The organism is Microbacterium sp. M1A1_1b, from assembly GCF_053345565.1.
Genome location: NZ_JBKFAJ010000008.1, coordinates 100,715 through 120,496, shown reverse-complemented (window position 1 = coordinate 120,496; position 19,782 = coordinate 100,715). Strand labels below are relative to the sequence as shown.

Sequence of the window (19,782 nt, the reverse complement as noted above, 5' to 3'; positions counted from 1 at the left end):
TGAGGGCGATATGGCTGAGTACATCTACCAGATGGTCCGTGCCCGCAAGGCAGTCGGCGACAAGCTGATCCTCGACGACGTCACGATGTCGTTCCTCCCCGGCGCCAAGATCGGCGTCGTCGGGCCGAACGGTGCCGGCAAGTCGACGATCCTCAAGATCATGGCCGGCCTCGACCAGCCCTCCAACGGCGAAGCGAAGCTCACGCCGGGCTTCAGCGTCGGCATCCTCATGCAGGAGCCCGAACTCGACGAGACCAAGACGGTGCTCGAGAACGTGCAGGAAGGCGTGGGCGAGATCCACGGCAAGATCGCACGCTTCAACGAGATCTCCGCGCTGATGGCCGAGCCGGACGCCGACTTCGACGCCCTGCTCGCCGAGATGGGCACCCTGCAGGAAGAGATCGACGCGGCGGACGCGTGGGACCTCGACTCGCAGCTCGAGCAGGCGATGGCCGCGCTGCAGTGCCCCCCGGGGGACGAGCTCGTCACGCACCTGTCCGGTGGCGAGAAGCGCCGCGTCGCGCTCTGCAAGCTCCTGCTGCAGAAGCCCGACCTGCTGCTGCTCGACGAGCCCACCAACCACCTCGACGCCGAGAGCGTGCAGTGGCTCGAGCAGCACCTGCAGCAGTACCACGGTGCCGTCCTGGCCGTGACCCACGACCGGTACTTCCTGGACCACGTCGCCCAGTGGATCGCCGAGGTCGACCGCGGTCGTCTCTACCCCTACGAGGGCAACTACTCGACCTACCTCGAGAAGAAGCGCGCTCGGCTCGAGGTCCAGGGCAAGAAGGACGCCAAGCTCGCCAAGCGGCTGTCGTCCGAGCTCGACTGGGTCCGCAGCAACACCAAGGGCCGCCAGGCCAAGTCGAAGGCCCGTCTCGCCCGCTACGACGAGATGGTGACCGAGGCCGAGCGCACCCGCAAGCTCGACTTCGAGGAGATCGTGATCCCCGTGGGACCGCGTCTCGGGTCGCAGGTCATCGACGCCGACAAGCTGCACAAGCAGTTCGGCGACCGTGTGCTCATCGGCGACCTGTCGTTCACGCTGCCCCGCAACGGCATCGTCGGCGTCATCGGCCCGAACGGCGTCGGCAAGACCACGCTCTTCAAGACCATCGTCGGGCTCGAGCCGCTCGACGGCGGCACGCTGAAGATCGGTGAGACGGTCGACATCTCGTACGTCGACCAGAGCCGCGGCGGCATCGACCCGAACAAGAACCTGTGGGAAGTCGTCTCCGACGGCCTCGACTACATCCAGGTCGGCAAGACCGAGATCCCGTCGCGCGCCTACGTGTCGCAGTTCGGCTTCAAGGGGCCGGACCAGCAGAAGCGTGCCGGCATCCTGTCGGGTGGTGAGCGCAACCGTCTGAACCTCGCGCTCACGCTCAAGCAGGGTGGCAACCTGCTGCTGCTCGACGAGCCGACCAACGACCTGGACGTCGAGACGCTCGGCAGCCTCGAGAACGCCCTGCTCGAGTACCCCGGATGTGCCGTGGTCATCACCCACGACCGGTGGTTCCTCGACCGCATCGCGACCCACATCCTGGCGTGGGAAGGCCTGAACGAGGACGGCACCCCGAACTGGTACTGGTTCGAGGGCAACTTCGAGGCCTACGAAGAGAACAAGGTCGAGCGCCTCGGTGCCGATGCGGCCAAGCCCGGCCGCGCGACGTACCGCAAGCTCACGCGGGACTGACCCGCGTGGCCAGGCTGCACACGCCGGTCCGCATCCGCTGGAGTGACATCGACGCCTACGGGCACGTGAACAACTCGGCGATGCTCCGGCTGCTCGAAGAAGCGCGCGTGCTGGCGTTCTGGGCACCGGATCCCGACGAGGTCGACGCGTCGGGCTCCGCCCCGGAACCCATCATCGACGGGCGGCCCGGATCGGGGACGATGACGGTCATCGCTGCGCAGCGCCTGGAGTACCTCGCCTCGACGCCGTACTTCCGCCGACCGCTCGACATCCAGCTCTGGATCGGGCACGTCGGGGGTGCGAGCCTCGAGATCTCGTACGAGGTGTGGTCGCCGGTCGGGCACGAACCGGCCGAGCTCTACACGCGGGCGACCACGACGCTGGTGATGGTGGACGCGGCGACGAACCGTCCGCGGCGTCTGACCGAGGTCGAGCGTGCGGCGTGCCAGCCGTACATCGAGCCGGCGGTCGTGTTCTCCCGACCCTGACAAGCACACGCTGACCGGCACACGCGGACCAGCGCACGCGCGGGGGCCCCCGGGGTCAGCGGGGGATGCGCATCATGCCCTCTTGCGCGACGCTGGCGAGCAGGCGCCCGTCCTGCGAGAACATCCGCCCGAAGGCCAGACCCCGGCCGCCCTGTGCGCTCGGCGACTCCTGCGTGTACAGGATCCACTCGTCCGCGCGGCCGTCGCGGTGCCACCACATCGCGTGGTCGAGACTCGCGCTCTTGACGCCGCGCGTCCCCCAGGCGACCCCGTGGCGACGCATGATCGGCTCGAGGATCGACAGGTCGCTGGCGTAGGCGAGCACTGCGCGGTGCAGTCCAGGGTCGTCTGGCAGCGCACCCCCGACCCGGAACCACACGGCCTGGTGCGGCACGTGCTCGCCCTGCACGTCCACGAAGACCGGCCCGTCGACGTGCCGCAGGTCGATGGCCCGCTCGGCCCAGGCCCGGGCGACGGGGTGGTCGATCGAGGCGAGGATCGACGCGGCGGTCGGCAGGGACTCGGGTGTGGGCATGTCCACCGGGAACGGATCCTGGTGCTCGACACCCGCATCGTCGGTCTGGAACGACGCGATCATCGAGAAGATCGGCACGCCGTTCTGGTACGCCTGCGCACGGCGGGTCGCGAACGAGCGACCGTCGTGGATCTGCTCGACGCCGAAGGTGATCGGCGTGTGGATGTCGCCCGGACGCAGGAAGTAGCCGTGGATCGAGTGGATCGCCCGGTCCTCGATCGTGGCCTGCGCGGCGACGATGCACTGCGCAAGTACCTGGCCGCCGAAGACCCGCCCGTTGGGGGACCAGTGGTTCACCCCCGTGAAGACCCGCTCGCGCGTCGCGGCGCCCGTGTCCTCGAGTCGCAGGGTCCGCAGGAATTCCGGTTCACCGATCACCACCCCCGCAGTCTACGGAGGACCCCTCCCGGTAGGATCGTCATCGACATGAGCACCTCGTTCACGCTGCCCGACGCCGCCTCGCTGGGCGACCTCCGCACGTACCTCGCCCGTGCCGCACGCATCGAGGACGGCTCGGTCCGCCTGATCGCCGACTCGGGGGTGCTCGCCGTCTACACGGCGATCATGTACCCCCTCGGGTTGCTCGACGAGCTGCCCACGGTCCTGGGTCTCCGGACCTTCTCGCTCGCGCAGCCGGCATCCATCGACGCGGTCGTCCCCCTGGCCTCGTTCCAGGAACGCCTGCGGCTGCTCGCCGAGGCCCACGACGCCGAAGGGGCCGACGGTGCCGACCCGACCCGCGCCACTCCGGTCGAGGTCGAGCTCCCGCACGAGGTCGCCACCGTGACGTGGGCTGCGATCTCACCGCCCCGCGGCGGCTGGATCCCGTTGCCCGACATCTCACCCGAACTGCTTCGCCGCGCGGCGAAGGCCGGCATCACCGAGGTCGCTGACGCCGTCCCGTCGAACGCCGGCGAAGCGATCGTCCGTCGCATCCGCTCCGAGGTGTGGGGACGTCCCGTGCAGGGCATCGAGCACGTCCCCGCCGGAGCCGGGTTCGCGGGCGAGAGCCTCGGGTTCCTGGGGCACGACCCGGTGCGGCTGTTCGAGACCGGTCCGTGGAGCCGACTCACCACCTCCCGCGGACACGTGCTCGTGAAGCGCCGCGCCTGGAGCCTCTCGGGCTGAACGGCCTGCGCCGCCAGCCCCCGGACGGGACGCGGCAGCTCTGCCATCCTGGGGGCATGCACGTCTTCCTGACCGGCGCGTCCGGCTACATCGGGTCCGCAGTCCTCCGCTCCCTGGTCGCGCGTGGCCACGCCGTCACCGCGATCGTCCGCTCCGACGCGAAGGCCCAGGCCGCCCGCGAGGCCGGCGCCACCGCGCTGGTCGAGGACGTCACCGACACCGACGTCGTGGCGCGGCTGGCCCACGAAGCCGATGCCGTCGTCCACACCGCCAGCGCCGAGCAGGTCGACCCGGCCTTCGTGCGGACCGTCCTCGGCGCGCTCGACGGCACCCCGAAGCCCTTCGTCCACACCGGCGGGATCTTCACCTTCGGCGACTCGACCGACATCTCCGAGCAGTCACCCGTGTCGCCACCGGCCCTGACCTCGTGGCGTGGCCCGAACGAAGCGCTCGTCCGCGCGAGCGCCGTCCGCACGACCATCGTGGCGCCGGGCATCGTCTTCGGCCGTGGTGCCGGCATCCCGGCGATGTTCGTCGGCGACGGCGAGCACGAGGTCCGCCTGGTCGGCGACGGCTCCCAGCGGTGGACGACCGTGCACGTCGACGACGTCGGGGACCTGTACGCCCTGGCCGTCGAGCGGGGCGAACAGGACGGGTACGTCCTGGCGGCGACGGGGGACAACCCGACGGTGCGTGAACTCGCCGAGGCCGGTGCGCACGGATCACCCGTCGTTGCCGGGAGCATCGACGCGACGCGCGAGCGGCTCGGCACCGACTTCGCGGACGCGCTGCTGCTGCACCAGGAGTGCTCGGGCGCCCACGCGCGCAGCACCTACGGGTGGAACCCGACGCGGCCGTCGCTGGCGCAGGACCTGGCGACCGGTTCGTACGCCGGCTGAGTCGGCCCGCAGCGTGACCAGCTGACGGACAGGAGGCGCGGTGCCAGCTGGCACCGCGCCTCCCGGCCGTCATCGGTGACGTCCGCAGAGCCGGACGTCCGCCGAGCCGGATGGCAGTCCGTCAGTCGAACGCGTTCGTCATCGCGTGTGCGGCCCGGTCGAGGTAGCCCCACAGTTCTGCCTCGTCCATGGGCGCGAGCCCGAGCGACTCGACGGCGTCGTGCATGTGGTGCAGCCAGCGCTCACGTGCCTCGGGTGTGATGCGGAACGGCTGGTGCCGCATCCGCAGCCGGGGGTGCCCGCGTTCCTGGCTGTAGGTGCCCGGGCCGCCCCAGTACTGCTGCAGGAAGAGCGACAGGCGGGAGATCGCGCCCTCCAGGTCCTCCTGCGGGTACATCGGCCAGATGACGTCGTCGGTCTGCACGCCGTCGTAGAAGCGACGTACCAGGCGGTCGAACGTCGGGGCACCGCCGATGCGTTCGAACAACGACCCGGTCGCGGCCTGCCCGCCCATCCCCACGCGCAGCGTGATCGGTTGCCCCGGCCCCGGGACGCCCGGCTGTCCGACGGGAGGCATCGGCAGGTCGCTCATCGGTCGTCCCTTGGCGATTCGGGCCGCTGCGTGTCGATCGGCTGGCCGTACATGTTCGTCCTCTTGCCGCGGCGCGAAGCGGTCGGCGCGGGCGTGGGCTGCGTCTTGACGCTGCGCAACCCGTTGATCGAGGTGGCGTTCTCCCAGCCCTCGGGCATGATCATCGCCATGGCGGGGAGGGTGACGCCGAGTTCGTCGACGGAGCGCTTGAGCCGGACGCGCAGTTCGCGGCCGACGATGTCGAGTTCGGACGCGCGGGTCTTGACGACGAGTCGGAAGACCATGCCGTCGGCGGAGACCGACTGCAGGCCCCAGATCTCGGGTTTCTCGACGATGCGCTGCCGCCAGCGGGGTTCTTGCGACATCGTGACCGCGGCGGCGAGCAGGGCGTCCTGCACGGCGTCGATGTCGGTGTCGTACGGCACGGTGATGTCGACGAGCACGCGCGACCAACCCTGCGACAGGTTGCCGACGCGCAGGATCTGCCCGTTCGGCACGAACCACAGGATCCCGTTCACGTCGCGGATCTGCATGACGCGCAGCCCCACGTTCTCGACGACGCCGGTGGCCGGACCCGTGTCGACGACGTCGCCGACGCCGGCCTGGTCCTCGAGGATCATGAACACCCCGGACAGCAGGTCCTTGACGATCGACTGCGCGCCGACGGCCAGGCCCGCCGCGACGAGGGAGGCGCCACCCACGATGCCGACGGCGGCATTGGGCAGGACCTGCGGGATGATGATCGCCAGCGCAATGATCACGACGATGACCGTTGCCAGGTTCTCGAGCACGCTGCCGAGCGTCCGGGTGCGTTGCACCACGCGGGCGGTCTGGATCGGCGACGCGATGAGCGCCTGTGTGTCCGCTGCACCCTGGCGTTTCTTGACGCCGTAGACGATCCGGTTGACCACGCCCTTGATGCTGTGGCGCAGCACGAGCCGCAGGATGATCGCGCCCAACAGCGTCACGACGATGACGATCGGGACGTGCCAGGTGTCGACGAACTGGGTGAAGGAGTTCGACATCCACGCCGGGACGTCGTCGGTCGAGTTCGCAGCCAGGTTCATGTTCGAACGATGGTAGACGACGGGGCCTCGGCGCTCCTTGCAGAACGCCGAGGCCCCGTCGGACCGAACAGGAACTCAGGCGTCGGCGGCCTGGACCCGCAGCGCACGCTCGGTGCCCGCCAGGTTCTCGGTCACGATGCGACGCAGCGCCGGGGTCTCCGGGTGCGACTCGAGCCACGCGGTGGCGGCGTCACGGAGCTCGACCGAGGCGAGCGGCGCCGGGTACAGCCCGGAGACGATCGTGTCGGCGATGTGGTAGCTCCGCTCGGCCCAGATGCGGGTCAGCACGTCGAAGTACTTCGGCACGAGCCCCTCGAGCACGACGGGCGCGTTCGTGTGCTGGAACCCGATCGTCGTCTGGCGGACGATGGCGTTCGGTGCCGAGTCCGAGTCGACCAGCGACGAGAACGCCGCCAGCTTGCCCTCGGCGGTGGGGATCGTCGCCCGGGCACGCGCTGCGGCCTGTTCGCCCGACGCCGTCCGGTCGCTCGCGAGTTCGGCGTCGATCTCGGTGTTGCCCGCGGCTCCGGCGAGGACGAGCCCTTCGAGGAGCTCCCAGCGCAGGTCCGTGTCGATCTCGAGTCCGCTGAGCGTGACCGAACCGTCGCGCAGCCCTGACAGGGTCGCAACGTGCTCGGGCGTCGAGGCGATCTGCGCGAAGAACTTCACGAACTGGAACTGCGCGTCCGAGCCGGCCTCGGCCGACGACGCCAGGTTCCACAGCGTCTCGCCGACGGTGCGCACGGTGGCGTCGACCTTGGCGGGGGCCACGTAGTTGCGCGCGGTCAGCAGCAGCTGCGAGAGCGTCGTGCGGATCGTGGTTGACTCGGTCTCGGTCGCGATGTTGCCGAGCACCAGGCGCACGTAGTCGCTGGCGGGGGACTCGGCGTCACGGGTGGCGTCCCACATCGCACCCCACACGATCGAGCGTGCCAGCGGGTTCGCGATCGAGGCGAGGTGCTCGATCGCGGTGCGGCGGGACTGCTCGTCGAGGCGGATCTTGGCGTAGGCCAGGTCGTCGTCGTTGAGCAGGACGAGGTCGCCCCGGTGCTGCCCGACGAGCTCGGGGACGTCGGTGCGTGCGCCGTCGACGTCGATCTCGACACGGTGGATCCGCTCGAGCGTGCCGCCGGCCGAGGCGGTGTCAGCGCCGAACGGTGCGTCGGCGTCCTGCTGGAAGGCGTACAGGCCGATCGCCAGGCGGTGCGGCCGCAGGGTCGGGTAGTCGGTCGGGGCTTCCTGCAGCACGGCGAACGACGTGATCACGTCGTCGTCGTCGACCTGGATCTCGGGGCGCAGCGTGTTGACGCCGGCGGTCTCGAGCCAGAGCTTCGACCACTCGCCGAGCTCACGCCCGCTGGTGGCCTCGAGCTCGACCAGCAGGTCCTTGAGCTCGGTGTTGCCGTGGTGGTGCTTCTTGAAGTACGCGGACACACCGGCGAAGAACGCGTCGATGCCGACCCACGCCACGAGCTGCTTCAGGACGGACCCGCCCTTGGCGTACGTGATGCCGTCGAAGTTGACCTGGACGTCTTCGAGGTCGTTGATCGTCGCGACGATCGGGTGCGTCGAGGGGAGCTGGTCCTGCCGGTAGGCCCAGGACTTCTCCATCGCCTGGAACGTGGTCCACGCTTCGGTCCACTCGGTCGCTTCGGCGGTGGCGATCGTGGACGCCCACTCGGCGAAGGACTCGTTGAGCCACAGGTCGTTCCACCACTTCATGGTGACCAGGTCGCCGAACCACATGTGCGCGAGCTCGTGCAGGATCGTGACGACCCGGCGCTCCTTGATGGCGTCGGTGACCTTGGACCGGAACACGTAGGTCTCGGTGAAGGTGACGGCGCCGGCGTTCTCCATCGCGCCCGCGTTGAACTCGGGCACGAACAGCTGGTCGTACTTGTCGAACGGGTACGGCACGTCGAACTTCGACTCGTAGTACGCGAAGCCCTTGCGGGTGATGTCGAACACGTACTCGGGGTCGAGGTACTCGGCCAGCGACTTGCGCGTGAAGATGCCGAGCGGGATCGTGCGGCCGTCGCTCGAGGTCAGCTCGTCACGCACGACCTGGTACGGGCCGGCGATCAGGGCCGTGATGTAGCTGGAGATGCGGGTGGTCGGCGGGAACGCCCACGTGGCGATGTCGCCGTCGACGCGGGGCTCGGGCGTGGGGGAGTTCGAGACGACCTGCCAGCGCGCCGGTGCGGTGACCGTGAAGGTGAACTCGGCCTTGAGGTCGGGCTGCTCGAACACCGCGAACATGCGGCGCGAGTCCGGGACCTCGAACTGGGAGTACAGGTAGACCTCGTCGTCGACGGGGTCGACGAAGCGGTGCAGGCCCTCGCCGGTGTTCGTGTACAGCGCGTCGGCGACGACGAGGAGCTCGTTCTGCTGCTGCAGGTCGGCGAGCTGGATCCGCACGCCGTCGTTGACCGCGGCGACGTCGAGCGCGGTGCCGTTCAGTTCGACGGAGTGCACGGTCTTCGTGATCGCGTCGATGAACGTCGACGCACCGGGCGTCGCGGTGAAGCGGACCCGCGTGGTGCTGCCGAAGGTCTCAGCGCCACGGGTCAGGTCGAGCTCGACGTCGTACGACTGCACGTCGACGATCGCGGCACGTTCCTGGGCTTCGATTCTGGTGAGGTTCTCTCCGGGCACGGACGCTCCATCTTCGATGCGGGCGCGGACGATCGATGTCCGCGCTTCGGGGTCCCGCGCGGCGTCGTGCACCGTGGGGACGTGTGGGTTCCAGCCTAGCGAGCACGCGTACGCTCCAAGCGTGACCGAGACGACTGTGGACAAGACGACCGACACCCCCACCCCTGTGGAGTTCTGGTTCGACCCGAACTGCCCGTGGGCCTGGATGACCAGCCGCTGGGTCGGCGAGGTCGAGCGCCAGCGCCCCCTCGACGTGACCTGGAAGGTGATGAGCCTGTTCGTCCTGAACGAGGACCAGGACGTCCCCGAGTCCTACAAGGAGCGACTGCACAACGGGCAGGTCTACCCCCGCCTGGTCACCGCCGCGCGACTGCGTCTCGGCCAGCAGATCGTGAAGCCCCTGTACGACGCGCTCGGCGAGCACATCCACCACCGGCAGGAGCAGGACCCCGCGCAGGTCGTCCCCGCCGTCCTGGCCGAGCTCGGTCTCGATGCCGACCTGGCCGAGTACGCCTGGACCGACGAGGTCGACGCCGCCACCCGCGAGAGCCACCGCGACGGCATCGAGCGCGTCGGCCAGGACGTGGGCACGCCCGTGATCGCCGTCGAGGGCACCGCGTTCTTCGGTCCGGTGATCTCGCCGGCCCCGAAGGGCCAGCAGGCGCTCGACCTGTGGGACGGCGTCGTCGCCGCAGCCCGCTACCCGGGCTTCTTCGAGCTCAAGCGCTCGCGCACGGTCGGGCCGTTGTTCGACACCGAGCCCACCGCCTGACAGGAGGCCCGGCTCGCGTCCGGCACGCACGGTGCGTCCGGCGAGACTCGGCCCCGCGGACTCCGCACGCCCTCCGGATGGCGCGAACTGTCCGCCGGGCCGAGACTCGGCGCGCGCCGGGCAGCCGGGCGCGCGTCAGACCAACGGCAGGCGCATCATCGTCAGGTCCAGCCACCGGCCGAACTTGCGCCCGACCTCGGGCACGACGGCCACGGTGGTGAAGCCGAGCCGCTCGTGCAGTGCGATCGACACGGTGTTGCTGCTGCAGATCCCGGCCATCATCACGTGGCGGCCTTCGGCCCGGGCCTGCCCGACCAGCGCCCCCATCAGCACCGTCGCCACGCCCCGGCCCCGGAACTCGGGCAGGACGTACACGCTGTGCTCGACGGTCAGCCGGTACCCGGCATTCGGACGCCACTGCGCGTACGACGCGTAGCCCGCCACCTGTCCGTCCACCTCGGCGACGACGACCGGCCACCCGTCGCGCTGGCGTTCCGACAGCCAGGCGTCGAACCAGGCGCGCGGGTTCGGCTCGTCCTGCCAGATCGCGGTGGAGTGCAGCACGGCGTCGACGTGCAGCGCGTGCACCACGTCCAGGTCGCGGGGCTCGCAGTCCCGCACGCGCACGTCGGCGGCCGATGACGGACCGGTTGTCGCATATGCTGTCGCCATGTCTCAGATCGTAGACGATGACCGGCTGCTCGGGGAACGCCTGCAGCACCTGCGCACCGAGCGGCGGTGGAGCCTGACCGAGCTCGCCGAGGAGTCCGGGGTCTCGCGCGCCATGATCAACCGCGTCGAACGCGGGGTGTCGAGCCCCACGGCCACGATCCTCGGACGACTGTCGGGCGCGTTCGGGATGACGATCTCCCAGCTGCTCGACGAGGGCCCGGCCGGCGACGGAACCGAGCACCAGGCCGGGTCCGGCAGCCCCGACGACCGGGCCGGCGTGCAACGCGGCGCGACCGCCGACCACTGGACCGATCCCGACACCGGGTACCGTCGCCGTCCCGTGTCGAGCGCGGAGTTCCCCGTGGACGTGACCGAGGTGGTCCTCCCGGCCGGTGCGCACGTGACCTACCCGGCGTCGGCGTACGCGTTCCTGCGGCACTGCATCTGGGTCGTCGAGGGCACCCTCGAACTCGTCGTCGGCGGCGAGACGGTGGTGCTGGAACCGAGGGACCGGATCGAGCTCGGCGACCCCGCCGAGGTGACGTACCGCAACGCCAGCGCGGACGCCTGCCGGTACGTCGTCGTCGTGGCCAGGGGCGCGCGCGGCCGGGAATAGGATCGGGGCATGCGCATCCACCTCGGAACGGACCACGCCGGCCTCGAGTTCAGCAAGACCCTCGCGTCACACCTGACGGACGCCGGACACCAGGTCATCGACCACGGTCCGACCGAGTACGACGCGCTCGACGACTACCCCTCGTTCTGCATCAACGCCGCCCACGCCGTCGTCGCCGACCAGCGTGCGGGTGTCGAAGCGCTCGGGGTCGTCTTCGGCGGTTCGGGCAACGGCGAGCAGATCGCGGCGAACAAGGTCGAGGGCGTCCGCGCCGCGCTGGTGTGGAACGAGTCCACCGCGCTGCTCGCCCGCCAGCACAACGACGCCAACGTCATCTCGCTCGGCGCCCGCCAGCACACCGAGGCCGAGGTCATCGACTTCGTCGACCTGTTCATCAACGAGCCGTTCTCGGGCGAGGAGCGCCACGCCCGCCGCATCGCGCAGCTGGCGGAGTACGAGCAGACGGGGCACATCGCCGGCAAGCAGATCGACGGCTCGGCCGAGTAGACAGGTCGCATGCCCGAGGGTCACTCCGTCCACAGGATCGCCAACCAGTTCTCCCGGCACTTCGTCGGCAAACGCTGCGAGGTGTCGAGTCCGCAGGGTCGGTTCGCCGCCGGTGCCGCGCAGCTCGACGGCAAGCGCATGGTCGCGTCGCGGGCGGTGGGCAAGCAGCTGTTCCTGGAGTTCGAGGACGACCTGTTCCTGCGGGTCCACCTGGGCCTGTACGGGGCGTGGGACTTCGCCGGTGTGATCTCGACGTCCCAGGCGCTGTCCGACGACGACGACCGCGAGGAGTCCCTGTCCTCGATCGGCGCGCCCCGGCTGGCCCGGTACCGGATGGCCGAGCAGGAGAAGTCCGAGGACCCGATCGAGGCCTTCCCGCCCGACCCCGTCGGCCAGGTGCGCGTGCGGCTGCTCACCGAGGACACCGTCGCCGACCTGCGTGGGCCGACCGCCTGTGTGGTCGAGGACGCGGCCGGGGTGCAGCGCGCACTCGACAAGCTCGGCCCGGACCCGGTGAACGACGACGGACCCGAGGCCGAGCAGGCCTTCGTCGACAACGTCCGGAAGCGCAACGTCGCGATCGGGCAGCTGCTGATGGACCAGTCCGTGGTGAGCGGCATCGGCAACATCTACCGCGCCGAACTGCTGTTCCGGCAGCGGATCGACCCGTACAAGGTGGGCAAGAAGATCACCGTCAAGCAGGCGAAGGCGCTGTGGGCGGACTGGTCGAAGCTGCTGCACGAGGGTGTCCGTGACGGCCTGATGCTCACCATGGACGGCCTGTCGCCGGCCGACCACAAGAAGGCGCTGCGCTCGCGGAAGGACCGGCACTGGGTGTACCACCGCCAGGGCGAGCCCTGCCGGGTGTGCGGCACCGAGATCCGGATGGCCGACATGGCCGGCCGCAAGCTCTACTGGTGCCCGAAGGACCAGAAGTAGCCCTCAGCGCTCCAGATGGGTCCACCGTCCGGCGATCGCGGTGCCGAGCACCGGCATCGTCCGCAGCGTGGCCGTCGACGCGGTGAGCGGGTCGTCCGCCACCAGCACCAGGTCGGCGACGTCCCCCACGGACACGCTCACCCGGCCGTCCGTCGACCCCTGCCACGCGGCGAGCGCCGTCATCCGCTGCTCCGGGTGCCACGGACCGCGGCCGTCTCGCGCGCGTCCGACCGCGGCGGCGAGGGACACCCACGGGTCGAGCGGTGCCACGGGCGCGTCGGATCCGAGCACCACGCGGGCGCCGGCCGTGGCGAGCGACGCGAACACGTAGGCACGCTCGGCGCTGTCCGCCCAGTACTTGTCGACGACGTCACGGTCGTCCATCGCGTGCTCAGGCTGCACCGACGCCGTCACGCCCAGGCGGGCGAAGCGCTCGACGTCGGTGTCGGTGAGCAGCTGCGCGTGCTCGATCGAGCCGCGGGCGCCGACGGCCTCGAAGACGTCGAGGGCGACGGTGTTGGCCCGGTCGCCGATGGCGTGGATCGCGGGCACGAGTCCGGCGTCGACGGCGCGGCGGGTGATCGCGTGGAGCTCGTCGAACGGCCAGACGAGCATGCCCTCGCCGGTCGCCATGGCTGCCGTCCGGGTGCCGAGCGACCCGTCCGTGACGACCTTGAACGGTCCCATCGTCACCAGGCCCCGGGTGCCGTCGACCACGTCGCCGGTGCGGAGTCCGCGCGCGATGACGGCGTCGAGGTCGTCCGGGTACACGCCGCACGTCACCCGCAGCCCGTCGATGCCGTCGCGGACGCGGCGTGTCCAGCGGTCGAGGCCGAAGCGCATCTCGAGGTCGACGACCCGCGTCACACCGCGGGTGGCCGCCGCGTCGACGGCGTCGGCCACGGCGGTGTCGAGCACGTCGTCGGGGACTCGCGACAGTGCGGCGGTCACGTCGAAAGCGTCCTGCTCGCGCAGCACGCCGTCCTCGCCGGCCGGCAGTGGCCGTCCGACCGCAGCGGCGAAGTGCGCGAGTGCGCGGGCGTTGCACCAGACGGCGTGCAGGTCGGCGCTGATGACGACGGCCGGGAGGCCCGGTGCGGCTGCATCGAGCAGCGCACGTCGGGCGGGCCGCGGCCACAACCCGTCGCGGTACCCGTGTCCGATCAGCACGGCGTCCGTCACGCCGGTCCGCGCTGCCCCGGCGAGCACGTCCGCGACGGCCTCGGCGGATGCGCACGCGGAGACGTCGATGCGCCGTCGGACCAGGGCCCACTGGTCGAAGTGGGTGTGGTGGTCGACGAGTCCGGGGCCGAGCCAGGCGCCGTCGGCCTCGACCACCTCGGTGTCGTGGTCGCCGGGGTCGAGCGTGCCGGCGGGTGCCACGGCGGTGACGACCCCGGCACGGACGCGCACGTCGGCGGGGGCTCCGGACGTGCCCACGCGCCGGACGGTGCGCAGCAGCAGGTCGCTCACCGTGCCTCCTGTCCGTCCTGGTCGTCACGGCCGTCGTGATCGTCACTGCCGTCGGGTCGGACCCGCTCCATCTCGGCCGCGAGTGCGGGCGACGCGTAGGGGCCGTCACCACGCAGGCCCGCGATGATCGTGTCGATGACCTCGGGTGCCTTGTTCTGCGACAGCTTGGCGCGGGCGTCGAACCGGGTGACGCGGATCCGGATGCCGACCGTGCCCGTCGCCATGCGGCGGGCGGTCTCGATGTCCACGTCGAGCGAGACGGGCGAGGGCATCGCCTGCTCGAAGTGGTCGACGAGCTCCCCGAGCACGCGGAGGTTCTCGTCGTCGGACAGGATCTCCGGCGTACCCCAGCAGTGTGCCGTGACGTGGTTCCAGGTGGGCACGAACTGGTCGGGCGGGTACCAGCCGGGGGAGACGTAGCCGTGCGGCCCCTGCACGATGACCAGTACCTGGTGCTGCCCGAGTTCGTGCGCGCGTTCGTCGGGCCGTCCGACGTGCGACACGAGCACGACGGCGTCCGGGTCGTCGTCGGGGCCGGGGGTCTCGAGCAGGAACGGGTAGTGCGACGCGACGATGCCGGCGTCGGTGTGCGACACGATCGTCGCCCACGGGTTCTCGCGCACCAGGCGCCGCACCTCGTCGACGTCCGTCATCAGGAAGTGGGGTGTGTGCCGCATGCCCGTCAGCGTGGCACAGCGCGTCGCCCGGGCGCGAGGGCGGGCGTTTCGCCCGTGTTTCCGGGTGGTAAAAGTCTCAGAGATCATTGAAAGAAGTCTTGTGGTCGGTATTCGCTCGCCCCTAGCTTTCCGACAACGCGACCGGCCAGTGGACCGGACGCACTGATCGAGGAGCACGCATGCGACGCAGGACGATCACCGCGCTGGCCGCGGCGGCAACGGTGGCACTCGTGGTGGCCGGATGCTCGTCGGGCAGCACCGGCAGCACCGCGGCGGACGCGAGCCTGGTCTACGCGACCGGCGAGCCCGACCACCTGACGCCCGGACGGCAGACGGTCGCGTTCGACCAGGTGATGAGCCTGTTCGCCCCGCTGACCCAGACCGACGCGAAGGGCGACCTGCACGACGTCGCGGCGAAGAGCGTCGAGAGCGACGACGCCACCACGTGGACGATCACGCTGCGGGACGGGTGGGAGTTCCAGAACGGCGAGGCCGTCACCCCGGAGAGCTACGTGAAGGCGTGGAACCACGTCGCCTACGGCCCGAACGCCTGGGAGAACAGCGGGCAGCTCGCATCGATCGTCGGGTACTCGGACCTGAACCCGACGTCGGGCACCCCGACGACGAAGGAGATGTCGGGCCTGAAGGTCACCGGCAAGGACACCTTCACCGTCACCCTGACCCACGCCGACAGCCAGTTCCCGCTCCAGCTCAGCCAGGCGCAGACCGCGTTCTACCCGATGCCCTCGGCCGCGTACGACGACCTGAAGGCGTACGACAAGAAGCCGATCGGCAACGGCCCCTACGAGATGACGACGGCGTGGAAGGCGAACCAGGAGTTCACCGTGCACGCGTGGAAGGGCTACGAGGGCACGAAGCCCGCGACGGCGGACGTCACCTTCCGGAGCTACTCCGACATGAACACCGCGTACACCGACGTTCTGGCCGGCAACGCGGACGTGCTCTTCCTGCCGACCGACAAGATGACGAGCGCGAAGGCCGACTTCGGCGAGAAGCTGCACTCGTTCGAGGCACCCGGCATCGACTACATCGGCTTCCCGCTGTGGGACGAGCGGTACTCCGACCCCGACGTCCGCCGTGCGATCTCGATGTCGATCGACCGCGACCAGGTGAACAAGGCGATCTACGGCGGCCTGTACGAACCCGCCACGGCGCTCACCCCGCCGTCGATGTCCGGCACCCAGGAGGGCATCTGCGGCACGGCCTGCGAGTTCGACCCCGCAGCGGCCAAGCAGCTGCTGGCGAAGGCGGGCGGCTTCGACGGCGCCATCACGCTCGTCTACCCCGGGGGCAACGGCCTGGACTCGCTGTACCAGGCGTACGCCAACCAGATCCGGCAGAACCTCGGGGTCGACGCCCAGGCGAAGGCCACCACCGACTGGGCGTCGTACTACTCCGAGCTGACCGACAAGAAGGTCCAGGGCCCGCACTTCGGCCACTGGGGCGCGCTGTACATCAGCCAGCAGAACACCCTCCGGGCCCTGTTCACCACGGCGGGCGGCTGCGCTCCCTGCACGGGGTACTACCAGGACGACACCGTCGACGCGCTGCTGGCGAAGGCCGACTCGGCCGGGTCGCAGTCCGAGGCGAACGAGTACTACACGCAGACGCAGCAGGCGGTCCTGCGGGACTTCCCGGTGGTCCCGACCTTCTTCGACAAGTACTCGTACGTCACGAGCGACAAGATCGCGAAGCTCCCGGCCGTGGCGGGCAGCCCGGTCATCGCGCAGATCACCGTCAAGTAGGGCCGGGGAGCACCGCATGGACCGCGACACCGTCCTCCGACTCGTCAGCCAGGTGCCCGACCACGACGGGTTCCCGCTGGTGGACGACCTGCACGCCCGGTTCGACGCGCTCGCCGCGGCCCACTCGGACACCGTGACGGTCACCCGCATCGGGACGAGCCGCCTGGGCGAACCACTGCACGCCTACCGCATCGGCACCGGGTCGCACGCCGCGGTCGTCGTCGGCGGCGTGCACCCCAACGAGCCGATCGGTTCGTGGACGGCGCTGCACCTGGCGACGACGATGCTCGAGGACCCGGAGACCGCGGCGTCGCTCGACACGACGTGGCACATCGTGCCGACGATCGACCCGGACGGCATGCGGCTCAACGAGGCGTGGTTCCACGACCCGCACGACCGCGCGTCCTACGCGCGGCACTTCCACCGTCCGGCTCCGGACAGCCAGGTGGAGTGGACGTTCCCGAACAGTCACGGGTCGGTGTACTTCGACCAGGTGCTGCCCGAGACGCTCGCGTTCATGCGGCTGATCGACGACACCGAGCCGGACCTGCTCGTGAGCCTGCACAACGGCGAGATGGGCGGCGTCTACTACTACCTGTCCGAGGACCTGCCCGACGTGATCGAGGTCCTGCACGCGGTGCCGGCCGCGCTCGGGCTGCCGCTCGACACCGGGGAGCCCGAGTCGCCGTACCTGCGCGAACTCGCCCCGGCGGTCTTCGCGATGGACGGCGTCGAGGTGGCGTACGACTACCTCGAGGGGCTCGGTGTCGACCCGGCGGAGCACATCCACGGCGCGTCGAGTGCCGCGTGGGCGATGCGGCACGGGGCGCTGTGCATGGTCGCCGAGCTGCCGTACTGGAGCCACCCCGACGCGGACGACCCGACACCGACGGACGAGTCGTACGCCGACCTGCTCCGGCGGTGCGCGGACGACCTGGGCACCACAGGGACGCAGCTGCGCGAGGTCCTCGACGCCGCATCGCCGATGCTCACGCTCGCGACACCGTTCCTCGACGGATGCCGCGCGTTCGTGCCGATGCTCGTGTCGATGGCAGACACCGACCGCGCCCGCGCCGACCGCGAGCCCGTGGACCGGATGGCGACCGTCGCCGAGCGCTTCGGCTGCGAGGACCTCGTGCGGTGCTTCCGCCTGCGCTACGGCGGCATGCTGCTGCGCGCCCTCGAGGCCGAGACGACCGCCGGCACGGCGCCCGCGCCGCTCCGGCGCCTGCGCGACCAGCTGGCCGAGCGGTACGGCCGCTGGCAGGCGGACGCGGGGACGGGGGCGGAACCGATCCCGGTGCGCAAGCTCGTGGGCGTGCAGTACGGGGCGATCCTCGCCTGCGCGAGCCACGTCGCCGAGGTGGGTCGGGCCTCCCGTCCGCTCGCCGCGAGCATCGCAGGAGGCGCGTGATGCGTCCGACGCTCGCCGTCGGCCGCCGACTCGGCGGCCTGGTCGTCGTGTTCCTCGGGGTGACCTTCCTGATCTACGCGATGACCTTCGCGCTGCCAGGTGACCCGATCCGCGCGCTCGGCGGCGACCGACCCCTCAGCGACGCGGTCGTCCGGGCGCTGCGCGCGGAGTACCACCTCGACCAGCCGCTCTGGTTGCAGTACGTGCAGTACCTGGGCGGGCTGTTCCGCGGGGACTTCGGGACCGACTTCACCGGAGCATCCGTGGGCGCGCAGATGGCGTCGCGGTGGCCGGTGACGATCACCCTGGCGCTCACCGCCTGGGCGCTGGAGATCGTCCTCGGCATCGGGTTCGGCGTGCTGTCGGCCCTCAAGCGCGGCACCGTGCTCGACAAGACCGTGCTGGTCGGGACGATCGTCGTGGGTGCCGTCCCGGTCTTCGTGCTCGGCGTCGCCCTGCAGCTCGTCTTCTCCGTCCGGCTGCACTGGTTCCCGGTCGCCGGGTCCACCGCGGGGTGGCCGACGGCGTACGTGCTGCCGGCGTTCGTGATCGCGCTGTTCGGGCTCGCGGCCGTGTCACGACTCACCAGGACGTCGATGATCGAGACGCTCGACGCGGACTACGTCCGGACCGCCCGGGCCAAGGGGCTCACGCCGGGACGCGTGGTCGGCGTGCACGTGATGCGCAACTCGCTCATCCCGACCGCCACCTACCTGGCGACCGACCTGGGGTACCTGATGGGCGGCACCGTCATCATCGAGGGCATCTTCAACCTGCCCGGCGTCGGGAACCTGCTGTTCCAGGGGATCCGCTCGCACGAGGGCGCCGTCGTCGTCGGGATCTCGACCGCCCTCATCCTGGTGTTCCTCGTCACGAGCGTGCTCGTCGACCTGCTGCACGCCGCCCTCGACCCTCGCGTCCGATCAGGAGCCGCCGCATGACCACCGCAGCCATCGGCGCCACCGTCGAACCCGTCGTCGCCACCCGGCGGCGCCCCCTGCTCGCCGCGGTGCGAACGCCCGGGTTCTGGGTGCCGGCCGTCGTGCTCGCCCTCGTGCTCGCGATCGCCGCCGCACCGCAGCTGTTCGCCGGACTCTTCGGGCACGGCGACCCCCGCGTGTGCGACCTCGGGCGGAGCGGCGACGGTGCCGCGGCCGGGCACCCGTTCGGCTTCGACCTGCAGGGCTGCGACGTCTACGCGAACGTGGTCTACGGCACCCGGTCCTCGATCGCCGTCGCGGTGCTGACGACGGTGCTCGCCGGCATGGTGGCGCTCGTCGTCGGCACGGTGGCGGGCATGGTCGGCGGATGGGTCGACGCGGTCCTGGCCCGCCTGACGGACGTGTTCCTCGGCTTCCCGTTCCTGCTCGGCGCCGTCGTGGTGCTCAACAGCGTCGGCGAGCGCTCGGTGCTCACCGTCTCGCTCGTCCTCGCGCTGTTCGGGTGGCCGACCATGGCGCGGCTGGTGCGGTCGAGCGTGCGCGGCGTGCGGAACGCCGAGTTCGTGCTGGCAGCCCGGACGATGGGGCTGTCCACGTGGCGGATCACCACCCGGTACGTCCTGCCGTCATCGGTGTCGCCGCTGCTCGTCCTGGCCACCATCACGGTGGGCGGGGTCATCGTGTCCGAGTCCTCGCTGACCTACCTGGGCATCGGGCTCGAGAGCCCGGCGATCTCCTGGGGGCTGCAGCTGTCCGCCGCGACCTCTCAGTTCCTGCGTGCCCCGCACATGCTCATCGCGCCGGCGAGCTTCCTCGCCGTCACGGTGCTGGCGGTCATCGCGCTCGGCGACACCCTGCGGGCCGCGCTCGACCCGCGTCGCCGCTGAGACCAGACTCGACACGACCGCACCACCGCACCCCGCACCACCGCACTCCTGGAAGGAA

At 70.5% G+C, this 19,782-nt stretch carries 19 protein-coding genes; 12 read left to right on the top strand and 7 right to left on the bottom strand.

Annotation, left to right across the window (positions count from 1 at the left end):
• Positions 1-10: 10 nt before the first annotated feature.
• Together ettA and ACLBWP_RS16290 are read left to right on the top strand one after the other, a co-directional pair.
• Complete coding sequence (gene ettA / locus ACLBWP_RS16295) at positions 11-1,696, top strand: energy-dependent translational throttle protein EttA (protein ID WP_243561215.1); 1,686 nt, start codon at positions 11-13, stop codon at positions 1,694-1,696.
• A gap of 5 nt (positions 1,697-1,701) precedes the next feature.
• Entirely contained in the window at positions 1,702-2,184 is a 483-nt protein-coding gene (locus ACLBWP_RS16290; protein ID WP_243561214.1) for an acyl-CoA thioesterase, read from the top strand.
• Between the two features lie 55 nt (positions 2,185-2,239).
• Here the strand turns inward: ACLBWP_RS16290 and ACLBWP_RS16285 are convergent, their stop codons facing one another.
• A complete protein-coding gene (locus ACLBWP_RS16285; RefSeq protein WP_447655963.1) occupies positions 2,240-3,097 on the bottom strand; it encodes an acyl-CoA thioesterase in 858 nt (285 codons plus the stop codon).
• 48 nt (positions 3,098-3,145) lie between these two features.
• On the opposite strand from ACLBWP_RS16285, the gene ACLBWP_RS16280 reads away from it, so the two are divergent.
• Both ACLBWP_RS16280 and ACLBWP_RS16275 read left to right on the top strand, forming a co-directional pair.
• Complete coding sequence (locus ACLBWP_RS16280; protein ID WP_447655942.1) at positions 3,146-3,847, top strand: hypothetical protein; 702 nt, start codon at positions 3,146-3,148, stop codon at positions 3,845-3,847.
• Between the two features lie 56 nt (positions 3,848-3,903).
• The gene (locus ACLBWP_RS16275; protein ID WP_447655941.1) at positions 3,904-4,746 is read left to right on the top strand and encodes an NAD(P)H-binding protein; all 843 of its coding nucleotides are present in this window, start codon (positions 3,904-3,906) and stop codon (positions 4,744-4,746) included.
• Between the two features lie 121 nt (positions 4,747-4,867).
• On the opposite strand, the gene ACLBWP_RS16270 is transcribed toward ACLBWP_RS16275, so the two are convergent.
• From ACLBWP_RS16270 to pepN, 3 genes are all read right to left on the bottom strand, one after another.
• Entirely contained in the window at positions 4,868-5,260 is a 393-nt protein-coding gene (locus tag ACLBWP_RS16270; RefSeq protein WP_243561436.1) for a globin, read from the bottom strand.
• 74 nt (positions 5,261-5,334) lie between these two features.
• On the bottom strand, positions 5,335-6,405 hold the full coding sequence (locus ACLBWP_RS16265; protein WP_447655940.1) for a mechanosensitive ion channel family protein: 1,071 nt from the start codon (positions 6,403-6,405) through the stop codon (positions 5,335-5,337).
• 75 nt (positions 6,406-6,480) lie between these two features.
• Positions 6,481-9,060, bottom strand: coding sequence for an aminopeptidase N (pepN, locus tag ACLBWP_RS16260; protein WP_447655939.1), 2,580 nt, complete (start codon positions 9,058-9,060; stop codon positions 6,481-6,483).
• Positions 9,061-9,181: 121 nt separating this feature from the next.
• On the opposite strand from pepN, the gene ACLBWP_RS16255 reads away from it, so the two are divergent.
• Positions 9,182-9,832: a mycothiol-dependent nitroreductase Rv2466c family protein gene (locus tag ACLBWP_RS16255; RefSeq protein ID WP_447655938.1), complete on the top strand. Its 651-nt coding sequence runs from the start codon at positions 9,182-9,184 to the stop codon at positions 9,830-9,832.
• A gap of 135 nt (positions 9,833-9,967) precedes the next feature.
• Here the strand turns inward: ACLBWP_RS16255 and ACLBWP_RS16250 are convergent, their stop codons facing one another.
• On the bottom strand, positions 9,968-10,504 hold the full coding sequence (locus ACLBWP_RS16250; protein WP_447655937.1) for an N-acetyltransferase family protein: 537 nt from the start codon (positions 10,502-10,504) through the stop codon (positions 9,968-9,970).
• Here ACLBWP_RS16250 and ACLBWP_RS16245 point away from each other — a divergent pair.
• Genes ACLBWP_RS16245 through ACLBWP_RS16235 form a run of 3 tightly spaced genes read left to right on the top strand, consistent with a single transcriptional unit; the run spans position 10,503 to position 12,566 of the window.
• Positions 10,503-11,120, top strand: a complete 618-nt coding sequence (locus ACLBWP_RS16245; protein WP_447655936.1) for a helix-turn-helix domain-containing protein — start codon at positions 10,503-10,505, stop codon at positions 11,118-11,120. The genes ACLBWP_RS16250 and ACLBWP_RS16245 overlap by 2 nt on opposite strands.
• A 9-nt stretch (positions 11,121-11,129) precedes the next feature.
• Complete coding sequence (locus tag ACLBWP_RS16240) at positions 11,130-11,627, top strand: ribose-5-phosphate isomerase (RefSeq protein ID WP_447655935.1); 498 nt, start codon at positions 11,130-11,132, stop codon at positions 11,625-11,627.
• A 9-nt stretch (positions 11,628-11,636) separates the two neighbouring features.
• On the top strand, positions 11,637-12,566 hold the full coding sequence (locus ACLBWP_RS16235; protein WP_447655934.1) for an Fpg/Nei family DNA glycosylase: 930 nt from the start codon (positions 11,637-11,639) through the stop codon (positions 12,564-12,566).
• 3 nt (positions 12,567-12,569) lie between these two features.
• Here ACLBWP_RS16235 and ACLBWP_RS16230 read toward each other — a convergent pair whose 3' ends face one another.
• Both ACLBWP_RS16230 and ACLBWP_RS16225 read right to left on the bottom strand, forming a co-directional pair.
• Complete coding sequence (locus ACLBWP_RS16230) at positions 12,570-14,039, bottom strand: amidohydrolase (RefSeq protein WP_447655933.1); 1,470 nt, start codon at positions 14,037-14,039, stop codon at positions 12,570-12,572.
• The gene (locus tag ACLBWP_RS16225) at positions 14,036-14,716 is read right to left on the bottom strand and encodes an FMN-binding negative transcriptional regulator (RefSeq protein ID WP_447655932.1); all 681 of its coding nucleotides are present in this window, start codon (positions 14,714-14,716) and stop codon (positions 14,036-14,038) included. The genes ACLBWP_RS16230 and ACLBWP_RS16225 overlap by 4 nt, the downstream gene beginning before the upstream one ends.
• Positions 14,717-14,895: 179 nt before the next feature.
• Here ACLBWP_RS16225 and ACLBWP_RS16220 point away from each other — a divergent pair, with 179 nt between their 5' ends.
• Genes ACLBWP_RS16220 through ACLBWP_RS16205 form a run of 4 tightly spaced genes read left to right on the top strand, consistent with a single transcriptional unit; the run spans position 14,896 to position 19,724 of the window.
• On the top strand, positions 14,896-16,482 hold the full coding sequence (locus ACLBWP_RS16220; RefSeq protein WP_447655931.1) for a peptide ABC transporter substrate-binding protein: 1,587 nt from the start codon (positions 14,896-14,898) through the stop codon (positions 16,480-16,482).
• A gap of 16 nt (positions 16,483-16,498) precedes the next feature.
• Complete coding sequence (locus ACLBWP_RS16215) at positions 16,499-17,896, top strand: M14 family zinc carboxypeptidase (RefSeq protein ID WP_447655930.1); 1,398 nt, start codon at positions 16,499-16,501, stop codon at positions 17,894-17,896.
• Positions 17,896-18,837: an ABC transporter permease gene (locus ACLBWP_RS16210; RefSeq protein ID WP_447655929.1), complete on the top strand. Its 942-nt coding sequence runs from the start codon at positions 17,896-17,898 to the stop codon at positions 18,835-18,837. The genes ACLBWP_RS16215 and ACLBWP_RS16210 overlap by 1 nt, the downstream gene beginning before the upstream one ends.
• On the top strand, positions 18,834-19,724 hold the full coding sequence (locus ACLBWP_RS16205) for an ABC transporter permease (protein ID WP_447655928.1): 891 nt from the start codon (positions 18,834-18,836) through the stop codon (positions 19,722-19,724). The genes ACLBWP_RS16210 and ACLBWP_RS16205 overlap by 4 nt, the downstream gene beginning before the upstream one ends.
• Positions 19,725-19,782: the final 58 nt, after the last annotated feature.